Annotated in this window: 13 protein-coding genes; 1 reads left to right on the top strand and 12 read right to left on the bottom strand. The window is 62.6% G+C overall.

Annotated features, from left to right (window positions below):
- Nucleotides 1-88: 88 nt before the first annotated feature.
- Nucleotides 89-1,333 carry a glycosyltransferase family 92 protein gene (locus Q0030_RS13680; protein ID WP_298368034.1) on the bottom strand — a complete coding sequence of 415 codons (1,245 nt, stop codon included), beginning with the start codon at nucleotides 1,331-1,333 and terminating at the stop codon, nucleotides 89-91.
- A 181-nt stretch (nucleotides 1,334-1,514) separates the two neighbouring features.
- Here Q0030_RS13680 and Q0030_RS13675 point away from each other — a divergent pair, with 181 nt between their 5' ends.
- On the top strand, nucleotides 1,515-2,756 hold the full coding sequence (locus Q0030_RS13675) for a hypothetical protein (protein ID WP_298367561.1): 1,242 nt from the start codon (nucleotides 1,515-1,517) through the stop codon (nucleotides 2,754-2,756).
- A gap of 108 nt (nucleotides 2,757-2,864) precedes the next feature.
- Here the strand turns inward: Q0030_RS13675 and Q0030_RS13670 are convergent, their stop codons facing one another.
- The 11 genes from Q0030_RS13670 to Q0030_RS13620 form a co-directional block, all read right to left on the bottom strand.
- On the bottom strand, nucleotides 2,865-3,788 hold the full coding sequence (locus Q0030_RS13670) for a glycosyltransferase family 2 protein (protein WP_298367559.1): 924 nt from the start codon (nucleotides 3,786-3,788) through the stop codon (nucleotides 2,865-2,867).
- An 11-nt stretch (nucleotides 3,789-3,799) separates the two neighbouring features.
- The gene (locus Q0030_RS13665) at nucleotides 3,800-6,007 is read right to left on the bottom strand and encodes a glycoside hydrolase family 99-like domain-containing protein (RefSeq protein WP_298367557.1); all 2,208 of its coding nucleotides are present in this window, start codon (nucleotides 6,005-6,007) and stop codon (nucleotides 3,800-3,802) included.
- A gap of 333 nt (nucleotides 6,008-6,340) precedes the next feature.
- Nucleotides 6,341-8,377, bottom strand: coding sequence for an SEL1-like repeat protein (locus Q0030_RS13660; protein ID WP_298367554.1), 2,037 nt, complete (start codon nucleotides 8,375-8,377; stop codon nucleotides 6,341-6,343).
- Entirely contained in the window at nucleotides 8,374-9,720 is a 1,347-nt protein-coding gene (locus Q0030_RS13655) for an HlyD family type I secretion periplasmic adaptor subunit (protein ID WP_298367552.1), read from the bottom strand. The genes Q0030_RS13660 and Q0030_RS13655 overlap by 4 nt, the downstream gene beginning before the upstream one ends.
- Complete coding sequence (locus Q0030_RS13650; RefSeq protein WP_298367549.1) at nucleotides 9,710-11,944, bottom strand: peptidase domain-containing ABC transporter; 2,235 nt, start codon at nucleotides 11,942-11,944, stop codon at nucleotides 9,710-9,712. The genes Q0030_RS13655 and Q0030_RS13650 overlap by 11 nt, the downstream gene beginning before the upstream one ends.
- Before the next feature lie 195 nt (nucleotides 11,945-12,139).
- On the bottom strand, nucleotides 12,140-12,754 hold the full coding sequence (locus Q0030_RS13645) for a methyltransferase domain-containing protein (protein WP_298368032.1): 615 nt from the start codon (nucleotides 12,752-12,754) through the stop codon (nucleotides 12,140-12,142).
- Between the two features lie 341 nt (nucleotides 12,755-13,095).
- The gene (locus tag Q0030_RS13640) at nucleotides 13,096-14,799 is read right to left on the bottom strand and encodes a calcium-binding protein (RefSeq protein ID WP_298367547.1); all 1,704 of its coding nucleotides are present in this window, start codon (nucleotides 14,797-14,799) and stop codon (nucleotides 13,096-13,098) included.
- 78 nt (nucleotides 14,800-14,877) lie between these two features.
- A complete protein-coding gene (locus Q0030_RS13635) occupies nucleotides 14,878-16,149 on the bottom strand; it encodes a calcium-binding protein (RefSeq protein ID WP_298367539.1) in 1,272 nt (423 codons plus the stop codon).
- Between the two features lie 661 nt (nucleotides 16,150-16,810).
- Entirely contained in the window at nucleotides 16,811-17,965 is a 1,155-nt protein-coding gene (locus tag Q0030_RS13630) for a glycosyltransferase (protein WP_298367537.1), read from the bottom strand.
- Nucleotides 17,962-19,956 (bottom strand): alginate lyase family protein, encoded by a 1,995-nt coding sequence (locus Q0030_RS13625; RefSeq protein ID WP_298367536.1) that lies wholly within the window; start codon nucleotides 19,954-19,956, stop codon nucleotides 17,962-17,964. Before Q0030_RS13625 ends, Q0030_RS13630 begins: the two co-directional genes overlap by 4 nt.
- Entirely contained in the window at nucleotides 19,953-22,139 is a 2,187-nt protein-coding gene (locus Q0030_RS13620; protein ID WP_298367535.1) for a bi-domain-containing oxidoreductase, read from the bottom strand. Before Q0030_RS13620 ends, Q0030_RS13625 begins: the two co-directional genes overlap by 4 nt.
- Nucleotides 22,140-22,175 lie beyond the last annotated feature (36 nt).

The following is a 22,175-nucleotide window of genomic DNA, read 5'->3' as shown; positions in this document are numbered from 1 at the left end:
TGTAGCCGGCCGCTACGGTCGACGATCAGTTCAACGCACGAAACAAAAGGGCGCGCCAATTGGCGCGCCCTTCTTGCTTTCCCCGGATTCAGCTCTGGACCAGCTTCTTTAGTTCCGGAAGAAACCGCTGGATCGTCGCGTCTTCCACATCGTTGCGATCCCGCAACGTGAAAAACTCCATTGCGCGGATCTTCTCAGGATCTCCATCGCCCAACGGCCGGCCGCGCTCACGCTTCTTCAACAATTGTTGCCGTGACTTCGTGTAGTAGTGATTGATGGCGAGCTTGTTCCACTTGGGAACCGTACAGCGGCCGTCGATCGGGAAAACCGGCGTGCCGTCTTCCTGGACGTAGCAACCCAGAACGAGCGATTGATGGGGATGCAGGTAGGACACGATGGTGTCGGGCCGCACGATTGACTTCATGATGAAATGATCCGGAAAGTCGTCCGGAGCGCGACGCGTGAACGACTCGATACACAAGCCGGCCGGCCTTGCGTCGTGACCGTTCGATCCGAAGTTCAACCAATGCACCGCCACCGCCGGCGCTGATCCAACCTCCGCCAGGACGTCCTTAATACTGCCGGCCTGGGTCGGAAACAGGTACTCATCCGCATCGATGAAGGCGCACCATTCCGAACAATTGCGATAGCTGTCGATCGCATGGGAGAACGCACGCATCTGGCCAAATTCCCCCTCCACGAAATGATAGGTGATCATTTCGGGCCACGGGAAGGACTCGATCACGGCGCGCGTATTGTCGGTGCTGCCGTTGTCATAGAGGTAGAAATGATCGACTCCGACCAGTCTGTGAAAGTGCAGCCATTCCAAGAGGTCGTCGCCCTCGTTCTTGACGGCGCACACGACGGCCAGGCCATGCTTCTTCCGATCGAGCCCGACATAGAGCTTCTTCGCCTCCATCACGCGCAGGAGGCCGGCAAACTCTCGCCGCAGATTTTCACTCGTCGGGGCCGCAGCGAGCGCGGAAAGATAAACGTCCTGCGCTTCGTCGGCTGATCCCATGTTGAGATCCGCGATCGCAAGGCGATGCAACACCCGCGAGTCCGATGGCAGCTGCTTGACGAGGTCAAGAAGGATTGCGCGCGCTCCGGCGAAATCACATGCCTGCACAAGCGCTGCCGCCTTTGCAAACTGGAATTCCTTGTAGTGGCCGTATTGCGGCTCCAACTGCTCGACCGATTGGATGAGGTCGTCGGGCTTCGGGTTTGCGATCCGCCCGGAAAAGAAATCTCGAAGCCTTGTCTCGATCTCACTTGCTGGAAGCGTATCGAGATTCACGCCTGAGCTGAAACTAGACAATGCAGGAATTTCCATGTCCAACCTGAGCCACTCCCCACGAGATCAACAAGCAATTACCATTGGTTCGCACCACGAATTCCCTATTAGCGCACTTATCCTACAAGAATAAGGCTATAACACGTAGCGCTCACATTTAACTGTTGTAAGGTTATTTCGAGGGAAATCAATACAGTAGAAGCAGAGGACTCGCTGTCATTTGCACGAAACCGTCGCACGCGACGGGAACGATCGGAGATCGCCAATGAACAATGAGAATGCAACAGTTCGTAAGCCGTTCGCGCTTACGCGACGGATGTTTTTGACATCGTTATCCGCAAGCCTCCTGCCCGGCTCGCTCAGCGTGCTCGGTTCCAGCCATCCTGCTGCGGCCGCGGCGGCTTCCCGGCCTCTGGTCGGAGCAATCCGATGGGACGCCTGGTATTCGCCAGGCTCGCAGCCGACGGAAGCCATGAAGCAATCGCTCGGCCCGGAAAAATATCGTTGGCGAACGCCCTTCTTCGGAACGCAAATGAACCGCGATCCCAACGCGCTCGATTTTTCGGCTTCGATCGAGGCCGAGATGGACAAGGAGATCGACCAGGCCATCTTTGCAGGACTGGACTATTGGGCATTTGCCGCCTACGGGGCAAACCACCCGATGTCGAAAGCCCTGTACGCGTTCAGAGCCCGGCCAAAGGCAGCCGAACTGAGATACTGCATGTTCACCGAGCTCGGGCGATGGGGATCGGCAGCCAAGCTATCCTCGCTGCCCCAGGAGCATATCGGCCTCATGGCGGACAAGAACTATCTGAGGGTGGAGAACGATCGGCCGCTCTACTTCCTGGGCTTCATCAAGGGTGCGGACGTGCAGCGAAGCTGGGGCGGCGTGCAAGGTCTCCGCGCCCAGCTGAGCAAGTTCAAATCCGACGCCAACGGCGCCGGGCTTGCCGATCCCTACGTCGTGCTGGCAGGAGACACGAAATTCCTGAGCCAGGAGGCCGCCAATCTGGGCGCCGACGCGGTAGGCTCATATGCGATCACAACCGGCAACGGCCGCGGAAGCTTTGCAGATCTCGCAAAGTATGCCGAAAAAGGCTGGAATGATCTGGCGGCGAGCCAAGTCCCGGTCGTGCCAACGGTGATGACCGGATGGGACAGGCGCCCGCGCATCGAACGTCCCGTGCCCTGGGAAAAGTCGCAGCGTCCCGGCGATGGCGTCACCAATTTCTACACCGCGCCGACGAAGAAGGAATTGGCCAGCCATCTGGCGCGATCGATCAGCTGGGTGAACAGCCGTGCGCCCGATCGCCGGGCCCCCGCGGTGCTGATCTATGCCTGGAACGAGAATGACGAAGGTGGCTGGCTGGTCCCCACCGTGCCCTGCCAAACCGATCGCCTGGAAGCGCTGCGCGAAGTTCTCAAGGCGACGGCACGGGCGGCGTCGAAAAACCTCTGCTAGGTCGGTTTTAGAGACACGTGTCGCGGCTTGCGTGAAGCCGCGCCGCACTCTCGATCAAGGCGCCGTTCCGATTGCATCGGAACGGACAAGGTCGGCTTCCGCCCCCGATCAGCGCCAACGTAGGGGCCTGGTCCGATCGTTCGACTCCACCGTCCGATGCTCCGGATGATAGGGCGCGTAGATCTGCTTGACCCAATAATTGAAGTTCGGGTGCAGCTTCACGAACTCATAGAACGAATCGCCGAAATTGGACGGGCTGAGGCAGGCCTTGTTTTGCGGCCGCGATGAGATCGCATTCAGGCAGTACGATTCCATGCACGCCTTCGTCTCACTCTCCGCCACCTTGCTCAGACTTCGGAAGCTGTTGGTCGAGTGAAGCCGATACAGATAGCGGTCGGTCTCGAGATAGGTCGGCTCGACCTTGGTGACGGCGCGCAGGGCGAAGTCCCAGTCGTGACAATATTTGAGGTCGGCGAGCCAGCCCACCTGCCGCAGCAGTTCACGGCTGAAGACGAAGTTTCCGGTGGACGCGGCAATCTGGGAATCCAGGAATGTCCATGACAGCGGCGCACCGGCAATCTGGGCCCGATCGATTGCATAGCGCAGGCGCGTGGGAAACTGGTAGTTGCTGATCGACTTGCCGTGTTCGTCGATCGGCTCAACGGCCGAGAAGCCGAAGAACAGCCGCTCATTGGCATATTGATCCGCGAACAGCCGAACCCGCTCCTTCGAGAAGGCATCGTCCGAGTTCAAAAGAAAGATCATGTCGCCGCTGGTCAGCGACAATGCCCTGTTCCAGGTGTAGTGGGCGCCGAGGTTTTGCGGGTTCTTGAGCAGCTTGCAGGAGACAAAGCGCTTTCCAAACGACCGCTTCCTGATCACCCGCTGCGCGACTTCAAAACTCTTGTCCGGCGAATGGTCGTCGACGATGACGAGCTCAATGTCGGCAAAAGTCTGCTGATAGACAGTCTCGAGGCATTCCTCGAGATACTGCTCGTGCTTGTAGCACGCGATGACGACACTTGCGAGCATCGGCGGCGACCTCAACGTCTCACGATGATCGAATGGCGCGACCCCACCAGCGCACTGGCGCCGTCGCCGACCTCCAGGACCGCGAGCTGATACTCACCATCCGGCAAGTCTCGAATCGAGAAGGACAGCTGGAAGCCGAAGTAGCAGTCATTGCTTTCGGTCTTCATGTACTCCTTCACGTCCACGCGCTCGTGCCAATCAACGATCAGGCAGTACCCGCTGTTGACCGCGCTAACCGGCGCAAGCCCGGACAGCACCAGGAATCCCGTTCGTTGCCGGCTTGCTTCGAACGCATTGCCCGCGCAGATCCATCCCCGCACCAATATCTCGAAGCGCGGATCAACGATCACCCGCTCGCTGGTTTGAGAATTGATGTTCTCGATGACCAGCAACGAACCTGCCGGATTGTCGGACGCGCCTTCTGCCTCAACCGGCGTGCCGTTCCTGACGCGCTGCACGCCCGAATGAGTGAGACCCGATCGGTGCAGGTTTGCGAGCACCTCGACGTGTGTCGAGGCCTCCTTCACCGCCCATTCAAGCTCCTGCCTGCTCAGGCAATCCAGCAGATCCGGGTTATTCCGGATCTGCGCCGAAATGGGTTCAGCCGAAGCCACCCTTCGCACGACGTCCAGGAATGCCCGTCCGTGACGCGAGTCCGGCTCGAGATGCGCACCCTCCGCCCATTCGTTCCAGGAATTGATGAACACCAACGACTCGGAGAAGCTGTTGCCCTTGGCCCGCAGCGTCGCGTCGCGAAGCCAGACCTCGAACGCCTCCGGACTGGACCTGGTGAAGACGTGGCCGCGCGCGCCCTTGCGAGGCGTGTTGTCCCAACGCGGCATCACGGCAGGAAAGAACGGGAAATCGTAGGTCTTGCCGATCGACGATCGCATCGCATCGACATAGTCGTACACCTTTCCAGCGAAGGTCGGCGGCGCATCGACTTCGGCCGGCGGCACCTCCCGCGTCGAGACCGTGTGCGGCGGAAACTCGATCGCAGCATCACAATTGACGTCACGCGGATCGAACTCTCCGAAGGTCATCGCATTGCAGATCAGCAGCTCGCCGATTCCAAGTTCTCTGGCCCGCTCGCGCCAGATTTCGAACAGACGCTGCTTGTCCGGCAACAGTGACGGCCTGTAGATGACGATGACCTTTCGGCCATCGACGGTGATGTAGCGCTCATCGAGCAGCAGGTCAGCCATGTCGTCGATGAAGCGGACATCGTCGTCCAGCGAGTGATTTTGTCCTAACAGGAGCTCGGCATCCGAGCCGTCCCATCGGCGGGACCAGTTCTCGTTTGCCCAGCAGATGCAGAACGGCAGGTTCGGCTCGCCGTCCTCGAGCAGGAGCTGAAGCGGCTTTTCCAGCAGCCTTCGCCCCTGAAACCAGTAGACATAGTAGCAAAATCCATCGATGCCGTACTTGCGCGCAAGGTCGCCCTGCTGACGGCGCGTCTCCGGCAGCCGGACATCATAGAATCCAAGATCGGCCGGCAACCACGGCGATTCGTGAGCCGGAAACTGGGCACGCATGCGCGCGACGTTGGTCCACTCGGTGAACCCCGGTCCCCACCACCTGTCATTTTCTTCAAATGAATGGAATTGCGGCAGGTAGAAGCAAATGTAGCGCACCTCTTTGGTGGCGACGTCCGCCACTCCGGCAACTGTCCTGTTGTCGTTGTTTGGAAACAGCAGATCGTCGTAGTCTTCGACCGAGAAGCCCAGCGCAACGACCACTTCGCTGGCCGTAAAGTTCTCGAACAGCGGTATCTCGTAGTATTCGCCATCGCTCAGGCTGATGCGCAGATAGATCTGCGCATGCTTGGGCTCGACGAGCGTGTTTCGGAGGGCACGCGCCAGGCGACGGCGCACGCCCGGCGTGGATAGATCGAGACGAAATCCCGGACGCCCGATCACGCTCCGCGGGCCGATGCGGGCCGGCATGGATCGGCCGGTGCGTCCTTCTTCGACACAGTGTGTAGCGACAAAGAGCGCTAGCGAAACGGTCGAAGCGGGCGACTGGGCATCGACAATCCAACCCGAGATGCCTCGCCCCGAATATTCGAGGATCGCGCCACGCAACCGCGAGCCTGACTGGAGATCGCTGATATCGGGATCCAGGAACAGGCTCTGCGGATGGTCGTCCTGCTGAACCGGGCTGGCAACGGGCAACATATCCTTCGTATCCCTGACGCTCCGTTCGACCATCTTGTTCATTGCCACTCAATCTCCTGCCAACGTTTAACGCCGGCTCCAGTTTCTTTCCCGGTCACGCGCACATTCGATCCCGGGATCACATTGCCTGACACGCTCCAGATCGTGACCTCTCGGTTCTTATCGATCATCTTCACACAACCAGAGGTGCAATGAGCATTTATTCCGCGAACCCACATTAACGCAATCTCTCTATCGTCGATATGAAGGCCATTGTTAGTTCTGCCTAGATTGTCACGCAGACGTGCACGCTTCCGTGCCTTCGCGCCCAAAAACAAAGCCGTTCACCGTCTCTGCCATGGCTTGCGCGCGACGTGATATCCGCCTCCAACAATCTCAGCCGACACTCTCGCCCATCGCCTCGAGACGACGCAGCGCACCTTCGTTGTTCTGCTGCGCCGCCTGTCGATACCAGCGCAGCGCCTGATCGCGGTCCTGCGCGACGCCGTTGCCGGTACGCAGTGCGTCACCAATGGCGAGCTGCGCTTCGGCCATGCCCTGCTCCGCAGCTGCCGCGAACCACTCGGCCGCCTTCGCCGGATCGGCGTCGCGGCCCTGACCTCGCCCAAGCATCACGGCAAGGTTGTATTGCGCTGTCGTGTGGCCCTGGCGCGCCGCCGCCTCGTACCATTTCACGCCCTGGGCAAGATCCTGCTCGATGCCCTGCCCGGTGCAATACATCACCGCGAGCTTGAACTGCGCTGCGGCGCTGCCGCCTTCGGCAGCCTTCACGATCCAGCCGGCGGCCGCCTGCGGATCCTTGAGGGCGCTCTTGGGATCGGAATACAGCAACGCCAATGTGTGCTGGGCCTCGACGTGGCCGGCACTCGCCGCGCGCTTGAACCATTGCGCCGCAGCCGGAAGATCGACGGCGCCACCGGACCTTCCCATATGAAGCCCGCCCAGCTGGAATGCCGCGGCGGAATGACCCACCTCGGCGGCATCGGTGAGCAGCGTGCGTGCTTGCGCAAGGCCCGCTTCGGACGGCTCCTGCTGGATGAGAAATACGGCATAGGCTGTCTTTGCATCGGCGTCGCCGCCCTTCGCCGCCTTGCTGAGCCATTCGGCAGCGCGCACCTGGTCGCGCGGCACGCCGTTGCCCGCCGAATAGAGCCGGCCGAGCTGTACGCCTGCGGCGCTGATGCCGCCCTCGGACGCACGCTCGAACCACTTGATCGCAGTCGCGACATCGCGCGTCACGCCGGTGCCGTTGAGATAGAACACCGCGATGTTGTGGGCCGCCGTGGCATGGCCGCTCTCGGCCGCGCGTTCGAACCATTTCGCGGCCTGGCGGACGCTGGGCGGAACGCCGGTGCCGGTGGCGTAGAAGCGCCCGGTAAAGAACTGCGCCTGCACGTCGCCGCGCTCGGCCGCCTTCTCGTACCAATACGCCGCCTCGCGCAGATCCGGCTCGGCGCTAGTGCCGAGCGCATAGAACTCGGCCAGCGCCTGGATCGCCGGCAGGTAATCCTTCCGTGCCGCCTTGCGCAACGCGGTCTCGGCCTTGTCGAGATCCTTGGCCACACCTTTGCCGCTCAGCCGCAATAGCGCGATGTTGTAGAGCGCGATGGTATCGTCATGGGCAGCGGCACTCTGGAACAGCCGCGCGGCTTCCTCGACATTCTCGGGAAGCCCGGTGCCCTTGAGGCACATGAAAGCGAGTGCCACCTGCGCGCGGACATGCCCCTGCTCTGCGGCCTTGTGATACCAGATCGCGGCCTGCGCAAAATCGACGGCAACGCCGCGCCCTTGATAATACACGTCGCCGAGCGCGAATTCGCCGGCCGCCGCCTTCTGCTCGGCCGCAGCCTCGTACCAGCGCAGGGCAACGGCGTGATCCTTGGCGCAGCCTTGCCCGTTGGCGTACATGTCGCCCAGGAGCGCTTGCGCGTCCGCCTTGCCGGCCTCCGCCGCCACCGACATCCAGAGGAAGGCGGCGTCGAGATCCCTCGGCACGCCGATCCCGTTCGGGAACACCAGATCGTGGAGGTTGGTCGCCTTGTCACCCAGCCTCGCCGCAGTGGATTGCCGCCACATCTCGGGCCTGTTCGGTCCGAGCGCGGCCTGAAAGCCGTGGAAGTGGATCAAGCCGAGCTGAAATTGCGCCTCGACATGTCCATGCAGGGCGGCGCGTTCATACCACGCGACCGCGTCCGGAATGTTGCCGATAACGCCCTCGTTCCTCGCATAGAGCAGCCCGATCCGGTAATCCGCCTCAGGAGTGCCCGCGCGCGACGCACGCCGCCACAGACGTAGCGCCTCGAGATATTGCCGGTTCTCGTACGCCTCCAGGCCCCGTTCAAACTGCGTTGAGTCTGAACGGGACGAACCGGGCCGGAGCAGGTCGAGAAGGGATCGCGCCGATACCGTCATGGCTCACGCATTGCTTCTTTAGCGTTACGCAGCATGCCGCCGAGCAGATACATCGCCACCGAACGGGTGCCGACATTGACATCGCCCTGCAGCGTCATGCCGGGGATGAGGCGGAAATTCTTCGGAACATCCTTGAAGTTGGTCTCGTCGACCGAGCATCGCGCCTTGTAGTAGGCATCGACCGGCTTTCCGTCTTCATCGGTGGTGAAGGCGCCTTCGCTGATCCAGCGAATCTTGCCCTGCGCCGTACCGTGCTCCGCCGCGTTGAAGGCTTCGACCTTCATCGTGCAGGGGTCGTTCGGCCGGACGAAGCCGACATCGCGCGACAGGATCTGGATCTCGGCCTCGAGCCGGGTCTTGAGCGGCATCAGCGTAATGAAGGGATCGCCCGGCTTCAGCACCGATCCAACCGAGAGCTTGGCGAGGGTCAGGACGACCGACGGCTCGGCGGCCGTCCACCGCACCAGGTCCTGATGCTTGATGGCCTTGTCATAGTTCGAGCGGGCCGTATCCAGGCTGTTGCGCGTCGTGACCAGATCCTGGCTCAGCTGCGCGTTCCATTGCTCGGCGAAGGCCTTGCGATCGGCCTTCAACGATTCCAGCTGGTGTTGCGCCTCCAGCAAGGTGTTGTGCGTGTTGTCGATCTGGCGCAACAACTCCAGGCGATTATCCTGAGACAGATACAAGTTCAGCTTGGACCCACTGCCGCTTTCCGCAAGCGTCGAGCGCATGTCCTCGATCTTGCCGGCGATCTCGGCACGTTGGCTGTAGCGCTCGTCGTCCTTTTTCGACTTCTGGATCGTCGCTTCGGTCTGACTGATCTTGGAGTCGTAGCTGTTCACCTGCGCGCTGTACTGGGCGACGCGCTGGTCGTAGAGCGCCTTCTGCAAGGCGTTGTACCGGGTGACTTCCGGATCGTTGGACTGACCGAATGTCAGCGGCTTGCCAGACAATTCGGCCTCGTCGCGGGCAACCTGTGCGTCGAGGCTCGCGATCTGCAGCTTGTACTGCGTCACATCGGCCGCGGTGAAGGTCGAGTCGAGGGTCGCGAGCAGCTGCCCCGTCTCGACCTGCTCACCTTCCCGAACATCGATCGTCTTGATGATCGACGCGTCCAGCGCCTGCAGCACGTTGATCTGGTCGACGGGGACGATCCGGCCGCCCACGCTCGTGATGACCCGATCGATGCGCGTGAAGCACATGATCGCCACGACGCATACCATGAAGCCGGCCAGCGCGAACAGCGTCGCGCGGGCCAGCAACGGCTCGGCCGCCTCGCGGATGGCATCGGTTTCGGACTGGAACTGGCGAACGGTCGCGAGCGAAGCCTGATTAGGAGACAAGGGTCGGACTCCTGAAGTTCTTCTCGTTGCGGCCCGCCGGCACGAGATGCGTATTCTGCTGGTACCAGAGCGAGCTATAGATGTCGTTTCGCTCCAAAAGCTCCTCGTGGCGGCCGATGTCGTTGACCACGCCGCGATTGAGCACGAGGATCGCATCGGCCTTGGTGAGCGACGACAGCCGGTGCGAGATGATGATCAGCGTGCGCCCCTGGGCGATCCGCGAAATATTCGCGTTCACGATCGTCTCGCTCTCCGCATCGAGCGCGCTGGTCGCTTCGTCCAGGATCAGGATCGGGGGATTGACGATCAGCGCGCGCGCGATCGCGAGGCGCTGACGCTGCCCGCCGGAAAGATTGGTGGATCCCTCGTAGATATAGGTCTCGTAGCCGCGCGGTAGCTTGTCGATGAACTCCTCGGCGCCCGCCAAACGCGCCGCCCTGACGATGTCGTCGAAGGTTGCATCGGGCTTGGCGGCTGAAATGTTCTCGCGGATCGTGCCGCTGAACAGGAAGTTCTCCTGCAGCACGACGCCCACGTTGCGCCGGAGATGGTCGACATCGTATTCACGGACATCGATGCCGTCGACCTTGATCAAACCGCCGTAGTCGGAGTGCAGGCGCTGCAACAGCCGCGTGATCGTGGTCTTGCCCGAGCCGCTCTTGCCCATCACGCCCAGCGTCGTGCCGAGCGGAATCTCGAACGAGATGTTGTTCAGCGCCGGCGACACCGCCCCCTTGTACTTGAAGGTGACGCCGGAGAATTCGACCAGCCCCTTGAGCGGAACCCGCACGCCGTGGCCGGAACGGCCCTCCTCAGGCGGCTGATTCACCAGCCTGCCGACGATCGCGACGGCGGTGCGCGCCTCGTCATACTGGTTGATGAGCTGGGCCATCTGCATCAGCGGGCCGGCAACACGTTGCGACAGCATCAGAAAGGCAAACAGCGCGCCGACGTAGACCGGATCGCCGCTCGACACGGCCATGTAGACACCGAACGCATAGGGCGCACTCACCGCCAACCGTTCCAACGGACGCACCACCGTCTGGATGGCGGTTCCAGTCAGGCCTTCGGCAAGACGCGCCTTGGCGACGCGCGCCACAAGCACATCCCACATGTGCCGCTGCCGCGTGTCGAGCGCCAGCGATTTGATGGTCCGCATGCCGTTCAGGCTCTGGATCAGAAACGCGCCCTGTGCGCCTTCGGCCGCCAAGGTTGCCGAGGATTTCTTCCGGTAGGCCGGCAGCATCAGGACGAGCCAGGTGACGATCACCCCGGCAAAGCCGAGAACCATCAGCGTCATGATCGGGCTGAAGAAGAACATGACGGGCAGGAAGAAGAACAACGTCGTCGAATCGAGAATGGTTCCGAACAACTGCCCGGTGAGGAAGCCGCGAATTCGAAACACCTCGCGGATGTCCCGCGAAATCAGGCCGACAGCGTTCTGCTCGAAGTAGTCGATCGGCAGATTGAGCACCTTCTCGAACACGTAGGTCGACAGCTTGACGTCAAGGCGTGCTGTCAGACGCTGCACCAGATACTGCCGCAGGAACGTGAACGCCGCCTCGAACATGATGAGCACGAGCATCGCGATGCACAGCACGTAGAACGTGTTGTAGGCCTTGTAGAAAATGACCTTGTCCGAGAGCAGCCGCCAGAACATGATCGGTCCGAGGCCCATGAAGCCCAGGATCAGCGCCGCAATCGCGACGTCGCGCAGGATCCGCCGTTCGCGGAACAGCAAGGCCGTGACAAAACCGAAGCTGAACGGCTGGGTCTCATCGGAGATCTCGTAATCGCGCTTGGCCATGACGACGTCGCCCGACCAGATGTCCTCAAAGCGCGGTTGATCGATGACGAGCAGCGCATCCTCACTCGCGTTCGGATCCTGCAAGACCACCCGCGAGCTGTTTTCCTCGCCTTCAAGGCGCAGCAACACCATATGGCTGCCATCGCGCAGACGAACGATGACCGGCAGCGCCCGCTTGAGGTGGCTCAGGCCCTTCCAGTCCAGCGAGACGGCCTTTGCCGTCATGCCCGAGGAATTCGCGCACTTCAAAAGCTCGGCGAGCGTGACTTCCTGATCGCCGAGGAGATTGTCATGGATGAGCTGGGACGGGGTCAGATGCAAACCATGCTGTCTTGCCACGATGACGAGACAGGCGAGACCCGAGGGCGGCAGCGCCTCCACCGAAGGTGCGCCGACGAGCGAGAGGTGTTTGGTCATGGAAGCCTCGAGGTTTCGACTGCGCAAGATCCGGTCCCTAGCGATATATAACTTATCACTGTTAGTTCGCTAACGCAGCATTTTCAGCGCATCGTTCCGAAAAGATATGTGTCGGACAAGCAAAGTAGCCGGTTCCGGCTGATTGCTGCGGACGATTTAACCACGGAACCTTATAACATTATTTAACATAGACAATCACGGGGCTGCGGTCACCGTCTCCCGGAAGTCGAATCCGCAGGCCTCGAGCTGTGGCCGGATCCGTCTCTCCTCGGCCTCCGGCATCAGCGCCAGCGCGCAGACCTCGAAATTCCCGCTGCGAACGGAGACCGTCGGAAACCCGGCGCTGAGCAGCAGGTTTCCCATCCGGTCGCACGAAAAGCCGGTCTTGTGCGCCATATGGTGGCGTCCCTGCTCGATCGCGCCGGAGTGCCCGTAGATCATATCAAGTGGCCGTATCGGACCGGCCGGCGAGACATAGGCGACCGCGCCGAGACCCTGGGTCAGCAGGTGCTGAGCCACCGCCTCCAGGTCGGGCGACATGATCAGCGCGAATCCGTCCGGCTTGAGAACCTCGCGGAACTGGACGAATGTGGGGTGGATCTCATGGGCATAGAGATGCTCCATCAGATGGGAGCACCAGATCGCGTCGAACGAAGCCGGCCGGCACAGTTTGGCGAGATCGGTGATCGAGCCGACGATATCCGGATTCACGCTGCCGTCGACATCGAGGCGAACCTCTTCCCACTCATGCGACGTCAGGAGCGGCTGGATGCGCTTGGCAACCGTCGATCCAGCGCCGGCGTTCAGCATTTTCTTCTTGGCCAATTCGAGAGCTCCGCGGTTCGCACATTAAGCGGCTGATTTCTGCAGCGATCGCTCGTCTTGACCGACGTTTGCCGGCGCCGCGGGAAACCATCGGCCACAGCACGGTTCGGTCAAGCGAGCTACACGCCTTTACAAAAGCTACGTGGTCCGAATGTGACGAACTAACTTTTTAACGTCCGTTCCCACCTGGCGCGGAACCTGAGACGAAGATCGTCGTATCCGACACCGATCGACCGACAAGTTCCGGTTACGTGTTCGCATAGAAAGAAAAGCGCCCGCCCAACCGAGGTCGAGGCAGCACCCTTGCTATGTGAAGATCTGGGATCCTACAGCCTGGTCGAGTGACCATCGTTGAAGATCAGGTATTCGATGTTGCTGATCTGGGTCACCTGGCCATTGCTGAAGTTGATGTCCAGAGAACCGCCCTTTCCAGCGCTGATGTCGGTCACATCGGTCGAGGCGTGATCCAGGAAGGTCAAGGAGTCCTTGCTGCCGCCACCGCCGTCGACGGTGTCGTTGCTGTGGGGATTGGACAGGTAGAAATAGTCTTGGCCGGCGCCGCCGACCATCGAGGCCGTACCGGTCGCGGAGCCGACGAACGACGAACCATCGTTGCCGCCGATCAGCGTCTGTGTGCCCGAGCCGGCGACCAGCGTATCGTGGCCGGAGCCGCCGCGCAGTGTATCGTTGCCGGCACCGCCGTAGAGCGAGTCGTCACCGTCACCGCCATAGAGCGAGGTCGCGTGCGCCGCATCGCTGCCCGAGTAGAGGATGTCGTTGCCGCTGCCGCCATACTCGGCGACGGTGCCGGTGCCGCCGACCAGCAGGTCATTGCCGCTGCCGCCCTTCAGCGTGTCGGCTCCCGCACCGCCATACAGCGAGTCGTTGCCGGCACCGCCGTCGAGGATCGTGCCATGCGACGCATCCGAGTGCGAATAGATCGCATCGTTGCCGCTGCCGCCATACTCCGCAACGGTCCCGGCAGCGCCGATCAGCAGGTCGTTGCCGGCTCCGCCGTCCAGCGTGTCGGAACCGATATCTTTAGGATTATACCCCGCACCGGCAACCAGCGTGTCGTTGCCCGCACCGCCATCGAGCAGCGTCCCGAACGTCGCACCGGAGCCTGAATAGAGAACGTCGTTACCGCTGCCACCATACTCCGCAGCAGTCCTGATGCCGCCGATCAGCACGTCGTCGCCGGAGCCGCCATCCAGCGTGTCGGCCGCGGCACTGGCACCGCCATACAGCGTGTCGTTGCCGGCACCGCCCGACAGCAACGAGCCCTGCTCCGCAAACAGGTCCGCGTAGAGCACGTCGTTGCCGGCGCCGCCGTAGAGCTGACAGCTGTTCACACCGGCGACCAGGGTGTCATTGCCCGTGCCGCCGTAGAGACTCTCGTTGCCCAAACCCGCGCTCAACCAGTCGTCACCGGTACCACCGAACAGGCGATCATTGCCCAAACCGCCGAACAGCCGATCATTGCCGGTGCCGCCGTAAAGCGTGTTGGACGTGCCCACCTGGCTGCCGGAAAGCAGCACGTCGTTGCCGCTGCCGCCGTACAGCGCCGACCAGTTGCCGCCATAAAGCGTGTCGTCGCCGGCCCCGCCGTAGATCGAGTCGTGACCGGCACCACCGAAGATCGTGTCGTTGCCGTTGCCGGCGAGAACCGTGGTATCGCCGGTGGTGTTGAGGATGATCTGATCGCTGCCGTCGCCGGTCGCGACCAGCACCGGGGTGCTGCCGCTCACCTTCAGCGTCACATCGCTGCTGGTGGCCTCGATGATCGCCTTCAGGCTGGCGTCAGTGCGAACAGTGTTGTTGGCGCTGGTTTCGATGAGAACGTTGGCGGCCGGATCCGGGTTGCTGATGCCAGCCCCCTCCTGCACCGGGATCGTCGCGCCGTCATCCGGGCTGGTGTAGCCGATGCCCGCGTTGATCAGATAGTCAAGAATCTGTCGCTGAGTTGCGTGATCGATCGTGGAGTGGATCGCTGCCTTGAGGCCCGTCTGGTCCAGATTGGAAGTCGCCATCGATGTAGCCCCTGAAAAAAGCGCCGCCTCAACCCGGGTTGAGGCGGCGCCTTAGCTCAGTGCAGAAAACCTAGCATCTTACAGCTTGGTCGAGTGACCATCGTTGAAGATCAGGTATTCGATGTTGCTGATCTGGGTCACCTGGCCGTTGCTGAAGTTGACGTCCAGAGAACCATCCTTGCCCGCGGTGATACCAGTCACATCGGTCGAGGCGTGATCCAGGAAAGTCAGCGAGTCCTTGCTGCCGGCACCACCGTCAATGGTGTCGCTGCTGTGGAGGTTGGACAGGTAGAAGTAGTCCTGACCATTGCCGCCGACCATCGAGGCCGTGCCGGTGGCGGAGCCGACGAACGACGAGCCATCATTGCCGCCGATCAGCGTCTGGTTGCCCGAGCCGGCGATCAACGTGTCGTGGCCGGAGCCGCCATACAGCGTGTCGTTGCCGGCACCGCCATAGAGCGAATCGTTGCCGGCGCCGCCGTCCAGGATCGAGGCGTGCGACGCATCCGAGTTCGAGTAGAGCGCGTCGTTGCCTGCACCACCGTAGAGCTGGTTATTGCCCGCGCCGCCGACCAGGACGTCGTTGCCCTTGCCGCCGTAGAGAACCTGGTCGCCCGAACCGCCGTAAAGCGTGTCGTTGCCGTCGCCGCCAAACAGGCGATCGGAGCCTGCACCGCCGTACAGCACATCGTTGCCCTTGCCGCCTTCCAGCGTGCTGGAATTATCGGCAGTGCTGCCAGACACCAGCACGTCGTTGCCGGTACCGCCCTCGAGAGTCGACGAGCTGCCGCCGTACAGCGTGTCGCTGCCGGAACCGCCGATCAGCGTGTCGGCACCGGTGCCGAACAGCAGATCGTTGCCCTTGCCGCCATCGAGAGTGCTGTGGCCGGAGACGTTGTCGATGAGGACATCGTTGCCGTTGCCGCCGGAGAGCGAGTCGTGACCGGCACCACCGAAGATCGTGTCGTTACCGTTGCCGGCGAGAACCGTGGTGTCACCGGTGTTGTTAAGGAAGACCTGATCGTTGCCGTTGCCGGTCGCGACCAGCACCGGGGTGCTGCCGTTCACCGTCAGCGTCACGTCCTTGTTGGTGTCTTCGATGATCGCCTTCAGGTTGGCGTCGGTGGTAACAGTGTTATTCGGGTTGGTTTCGATCAGAACATTGGCGTTCGGATCCGGGTTGGTGATGCCAGCGCCCACCTGCACCGGGATCGCCGTGCCATTGTCCGGGCTGGTGTACCCGATCCCAGCGTTGATCAGATAGTCAAGAATCTGTTGCTGGGTTGCATGGTCGATTGTGCCGTGGATCGCGTGTTTGAGGTCAGTCTGGTCGAGATTGTAAGTCGCCATCGATGTAGCCCCTGCTTTGGGATGCGAGGATTCAAGCCGCTCGCCCGCACCTAAGCCGTTGAATCACAACTGGTTTGTTGCGACGCAGCTCAAATGTGGACATACGTTACGAACTTGTTAAGTCCATTGTTAAGACCGCAATGCCGGAGTGTCAATCAGCAACGCACCATTAACGTCCGGTTCCATGAGGCTTTTGTGAGACTTAGCACCGTTTTCGACTCGAGCTAACATTCAACGCAGGCCGCTCACAAATGTTAGCCGCGGCGCAAAAAAGGGTAGTGATTATACGGGGTTTCATCCGGTGCCCCGATGGCGCCAAAGCGCGGAATTTCGCAGCCTTTGCGCGCGCTTCGACGCGATTTTCTGATCTGAAAAAATATTTCTGCGCCGCGTAAGAGCTTTTTCAGAAAAGCGTCAAACTTCACAACCGGCCGGCACGCGAGCGGTGTTATGCCGGGTTCTGGTTGCCGGCTCCGAGCGTCAAGCGGGCGAAAACCGGAGAATCGATCACAGAATCGGGCAATTCGGCCGCCCGGCTGAAGCCGGAGCGGAGCCGGATCAAGCGGCCGATATAACAAATTAACATCAGATTCGCCGTAATCCGTTAGGGGCAGGAGCACGGAAACGGCAAGACGGAGCCCGAAGCAACCGTCTGAGGCAATCATCCAGCGGCTGCGCGCGCGTAGATGGCCTCGAGCAGCCGCAGATTCTCGTCCGGCGCGTAGCGCTCGAGATAGGCGGCCCGTGCGGCCTGCCCCCATGCGGTCGCGAGATTGGGAGCGTCCAGAAGCTCAGCGATCCGCTGTCTGAGCGCGGCGGCATCGCCCGGCGGCACCGATGCGCCGGTCTTGCCGGCGCTCACCACCTCGGCAAGTCCGCCGATCTCGGATGCAATGACGGGCGTCCCCTGTGCGAAAGCCTCGACCACGACCATCGGAAATCCCTCGTACCATAGTGACGGCACGACCAAGGCCCGGGCACTCGCCATTTCCCGAAGCACGTCTGCGCGCGAGAGCGCGCCGAGGAACCTGACATTGGCGGGCGCCCGAGCCTCAAGCGCAGCGCGCTCCGGTCCTTCACCGACGATCCGCAAGGGTACGCCGGTCCCCGCGACGGCGTCGAGTAATACGCCAACGCCCTTCTCGCGGCTCAGCCGGCCGACATAGAGCAGCCCTGTGCGCGGTATGGCCGGATCGGGCGCACCCGGATCGGCCATGAAGTTCGGCTTCACGTCGACCCGGCCTGCATCGAAGCCTGCCTGCGTGAACAACGTTCGGGCAAACTGCGTCAGCGCGATCAGGCGCACACCGGGACGCACCCAGGTGCCGCGGCGCTTGTGCCGCGCGATCATGTAGGCCGAGGCCAGCGAGCCCGGCAGCGATCCGCGGTAGCAGCGGTGCACGACGCCCCACAGATGTCCGCGGTCCAGGCATTTGTGGCAGATGCGACCGTCGCGCAGCAGCATGCCGCCGGTGCAGATGGTGCGATAATTGTGCAGCGTCACCACCGCAGGCACGCGCTGTTGCCGGCAGACATCGAACACGGCGGGCGAGAGCAGCGGGAAAAAATTATGGACGTGCACGATGTCGGGACGGAAGCGGTCGATCGCTTCCGCCATAGCCCGCTTTCCCTCCGCATTGTCTGCGATCGACAGCGTCGTCGCGATCCGCGCGGCAAGCGAATTGATCGCCTCGTTGCTGACCGTGAGCGTCTCGACATTGTGTCCAGCGCCGCGCAACAGGTCGACTTCCGCTTCGAACACGACGTCTTCGCCGCCGCGTCCCTGATACCTGTTGTGAGCGACCAGGATCTTCATGATCGGCGTGCAGGGTCGGAAAACCAGCGCAGCTCCGTCACCAGGCTTTGACCGGCGGCGAGGGTTCCGGAGCCGATCAGCGTCGTCGCCGGCACCTTGAGATCGAACGACGGCGAATACCAGCCGGCCGGCACGGTTTCGTCACCGCGATACTGTGTCCAGCTGAGCGCCGCCGGCAGATCGAGTTCGCCGCGTCCGCCGGGCCATGACAGCTGCGCCGTCCCCCCTTCGAGCTTGCATTCGACGTCGGGACCGAGATGCCAGCTGAGGCCCGCCGGCACCGCAAGCCCTTCACCGGCAAGCACAATATCGGTGACGACGAGCCGCGCCGCCAGACGCTGCAATTGCACCGAACGGCGATGCACGAGACGATCTGCCGTGTCCTGATATCCCGAATGCTCCGCGACCCAGCTTGCGTCCGCATCACGGTCGTCCAGGCCGCTCGATGCGATCAACCGGCTCTGCGCATGCCGCGTCCAGAGAAACGGGCCGCCCGACACCGACTGGTCGCGCCCGAACAGGCAGAGCGTGTTGTGCGCCAGCGTGGAACGGAAATAGGCACGCCATCGCGGATCGCCGTGATAGCAATAGGTGCCGGGGTCGGCGAGGATATCGACCCCGCCGATCCTGCATTCGAGCGACAGCGCATCCGCATGCGCATGTCCCGCAATGCGGCCGAAGCCATGCGGGCCGTGATCGCAGCGGCACCACACCGCTCGGCCGGCATCGACGAGAAAAGTCTGTCCCGCCTCATCAAGCAAATGCGGGCGGCGGGCGGGGCGCGCGGCGATCGCACGCGCCTTGATGCCGTCGGTCAGAAAAACCGTGCGCAGATCGGGCTCCGGCAGTTTGGGCCACCACGGCAGATCGCCGAATAGGCGCGCGCCGGTGGCGAGCAAACCGGGCCAGCGATTGCAGGCCGGATCGTCGAGCAACAGGCCAATGCCCTCGTCGCCATCACCCTGACGCGGAGGATGCGCGCGATCGTCGAGCATCGCGGCGATGACGTCACTCATGCGGCACATCGTGGCCCAGACCACGTCGCCCAGCTGGTGCCCGGACGCTTCGCCCTGCACCGCCGCGGCCAGCAGCAGCTCCAGGACAAAGCCGTGGTAATCGGTCGCGAGTTCACGGTTGCTGCCGCAGGCGAAGGTTTGCGCAACAGCTTCGTCTGCCAGCATCCTGGCGGCATTCTGGCGCCACTGCGCGCTGTCGCGAAAGAACGGAAACACACAGGCCGCCACGAACTGCCCGGCAGCCTCCGCGATGATGTGGTTGTTGGCGGAGGAGCCCCGGCTCGGGAACTGCGACAACCAGTATTGATGCGCGTAGAGTTGCGTCAGGAACTGGTCGTTGTCCTCGAACAACGCAGGCGCGCCGGGCCAGTTCTGTAGCAGCTGGCGCACCCAGGCCCACGAGATCAACCGCATGCCGAGCTCGATGCCGCTGATCCAGTGCGGGCCGCGCGGAAACGGATTTTCGCGCCACCAGCTTGTGAGATGCGCGGCGACGCGCTCGGCGTAGCGTTCGTCCGAGGTCAGGTAATACGCCGACGCGAGCACCGTGAGATGGTGGTGACGCGACGGCTCCCAGATGTATTTGATATTCCCGACCGCGGCTTCGTCGCGATAGGGCATTGCAAACGCGTACATGTCCGCTGGCGCCCGCTTGCCGCTTCTGATATCAACGAACCAGTCCGGCCGTTCGCCCAAAGCATCATGATCTCTGGCAAAAACCTGCCAATGTCCGGCGAGAATCCGGTCGGCAGCATGCATCAGCCGCTCGGTAGCCTGCTGTGGAGCGTGCGCCGGCAAAGGCAGCGGCTTCAGCCGCGGCCGCCGCGGGCCCGGGGCTAGCCTCGCGCTGGCGTGTCGTGCGATATCGGGCGGCGTGATGCGCCAGAGCAGGCGCAACAGCTGGTCGTTCACCCGTCCGGCAAGCTCGGACGGCTCCATGCGCTGCAGCCTGCGCAGATACCAGGCCGGATTCATCTCAAGCCGGTCGCGGCGCGTGCGACGCCCTGCTCTGCTGCGCCGATCGTCAGATCGACCGGCATCCCGGCTGCCGCGCTCTGCTGCACCGCGAGCGTTGCGCGCGTGGTCGCAAGCAGCGATTCGAGCCCGATCGGCATCGCGGTCCCCGATGCGACCGCGGCGATGAAGGCATCCAGCATCGGCCGCTGCCCCTTGTCGAGCCGCGCCTTCTTCGCGGTCCGCTGCCCGGCGTGCCAGACCTCGAAGCCCGCGAAATTGTCGAAGGCGGCAAAGCCGGTGCTTGCCGATATTTCGAGCGCCTCCTTCGGCACACGCGGATCGCCGCCGGTGAGATAGCTGAGGCTCGCGACCGAACCGTCGGCAAAGTCGAACGTCGCGACGAGATTGTCGACATCCTTGCCGGCAGTATTCGCGGAGACGCGCACCGGCTCGGCGCCGAGCCACCAGGACAACACGTCGATGAAATGCCCGCCCTCGCCGACGAACCGGCTGCCCTCGCTCTCAGCCTGCAGATACCAGGATGATTTCTCCAGCGGGCCGGCGATGACGCGATATTGCAGGGTCTGCGGCCCTGCCGGCGCGAACGCCGCGTGCATGCCCTGCAGCAGCGGCGAGAAGCGGCGGTTGAAGCCCACCATCAGCCTGTTGTTGCCGGTCTCGCGGATCACCTGCTCCAATTGATCGAGCGCGTCTGCACCGATCGCGAGCGGCTTCTCGACAAACACCGCCTTGCCGGCCCGCAGCGCTTGCGCCGCGAGGTCGGCGTGGGAGGCATGGCGCGTCGCGATCAGCACGGCATCGATGTCGTCGGCCTCGAGCACCGAGGCCGCATCGGTCGAGGCGCGCGCGAAGCCGAACTTGCGCACCGCGGTGGCGCCGCTCAGGCCGGTGTTGGTTGCGACCTCAACAAGATCGACGCGCGCGTCACTTGCAAGCGGCGGCAACAACATGCTGGAGGCATAATTGCCCGCGCCGATGACGCCGAGCCGGACCCGGCCGCTGCGCAGCGCAACGGCCGGACGATAGACCATCTGCATCGTGCGGGAGGCGGCGTCCGGATAGGCGAACACCATGCCGAGACCAACCTCGCCCCGGCTCATGCGCTCGAAGGCCGACGTCGCCTGCTTCAACGGCACCACTTCGGAGATCAGCGAAGAAAAGTCGAGCCGCCCGTCGGCGAGCAGCGCGACGATCGCCTCCATGTTGCGTTTCTCGGTCCAGCGTACATGGCCGATCGGATAGTCGATGCCGCCCTCCTCGTAGAGCGGATCGTAGCGGCCGGGGCCGTAGGAGCGCGAGAAGCGAACGTCGAGCTCCTTGTCGTAAAATTCGTTCCACGGCAGGTTCAGCGTGCATTTGCCGATATCGACAATGCGGCCGCGGTCGCGCAGCAACGCGGCCGCACGCGAGGCAAGATCGGGATCGTCGCTGCCCGCCGTGATGAACACGCAATCGACACCGTTGCCTGCGGTCAGCTGATCGATCCGCGCGCGAAATTCGGCCGCGGCCTCATCCGATGCGACCGCACAGAGCGCGGCACCCGCCGCTTCGGCCTGACGGCAGCGCGGCTCCAGCCTGTCGAGCCCGACGACCACGACACCGGCGCTGCGCAACAGGCGCACCATGATCTGCCCGATCAGGCCAAGGCCGATCACGCAGGCGGTCTCGCCGAAACCGATTTCCGACTGGCGCATCGCCTGCAGCGCGATCGAGGCGATCGTCGTGAACGCCGCCTGATCGAGCGCGGCACCGTCCGGCAGCGGCACGCAGAGGTTCACCGGCACCCAATTGTATTCAGCATGGGTTGCATATTGATTGCCGCCGCAGCAGACCCGCTGTCCGACCGAGAAGCCGCCGACGCCCTCGCCCACCTCCACGACGGTGCCGGACAGCGAGTAACCGAGCGGCGTGTAGGAATCGAGCCGATTCATCACCTTCTGATAGGTCGCAAGCAATCCCTGCTGGCGGACCGAGCGCACCACCTTGGCAACCTGGTCGGGGCGCGCACGCGCCTTGCCGAGCAGTGACAGCCGGCCTTCGGTGAACTTCATCATCTCGGTGCCGGTCGACACCGCCGAGAATGCCGTGCGCACCAGCACGCCGCCGGGGCGGCAGCGCGGCGCCGGCACATCGATCAGCCTGAGCTCGCCGCTCTTATAGTTCTGCGCGATCTGCTTCACAGTCGGTCAATCGCCTCAAGTTAACAGTGCCCGTTG

The organism is uncultured Bradyrhizobium sp., assembly GCF_947648125.1.
In the GTDB taxonomy this organism is placed as follows: Bacteria; Pseudomonadota; Alphaproteobacteria; order Rhizobiales; family Xanthobacteraceae; genus Bradyrhizobium.
This window is presented reverse-complemented; position numbering and strand designations above follow the sequence as displayed.

Excerpts from the sequence above, each read along its gene's own strand:
- Q0030_RS13640 (WP_298367547.1), bottom strand. The coding sequence starts at position 14,799 with ATGGCGACTTCCAATCTGGACCAGACGGGCCTCAAGGCAGCGATCCAC.
- Q0030_RS13665 (WP_298367557.1), bottom strand. The coding sequence starts at position 6,007 with ATGAACAAGATGGTCGAACGGAGCGTCAGGGATACGAAGGATATGTTG.
- Q0030_RS13670 (WP_298367559.1), bottom strand. The coding sequence starts at position 3,788 with ATGCTCGCAAGTGTCGTCATCGCGTGCTACAAGCACGAGCAGTATCTC.
- Q0030_RS13660 (WP_298367554.1), bottom strand. The coding sequence starts at position 8,377 with ATGACGGTATCGGCGCGATCCCTTCTCGACCTGCTCCGGCCCGGTTCG.
- Q0030_RS13680 (WP_298368034.1), bottom strand. The coding sequence starts at position 1,333 with ATGGAAATTCCTGCATTGTCTAGTTTCAGCTCAGGCGTGAATCTCGAT.
- Q0030_RS13625 (WP_298367536.1), bottom strand. The coding sequence starts at position 19,956 with ATGAATCCGGCCTGGTATCTGCGCAGGCTGCAGCGCATGGAGCCGTCC.
- Q0030_RS13650 (WP_298367549.1), bottom strand. The coding sequence starts at position 11,944 with ATGACCAAACACCTCTCGCTCGTCGGCGCACCTTCGGTGGAGGCGCTG.
- Q0030_RS13630 (WP_298367537.1), bottom strand. The coding sequence starts at position 17,965 with ATGAAGATCCTGGTCGCTCACAACAGGTATCAGGGACGCGGCGGCGAA.
- Q0030_RS13635 (WP_298367539.1), bottom strand. The coding sequence starts at position 16,149 with ATGGCGACTTACAATCTCGACCAGACTGACCTCAAACACGCGATCCAC.
- Q0030_RS13645 (WP_298368032.1), bottom strand. The coding sequence starts at position 12,754 with ATGCTGAACGCCGGCGCTGGATCGACGGTTGCCAAGCGCATCCAGCCG.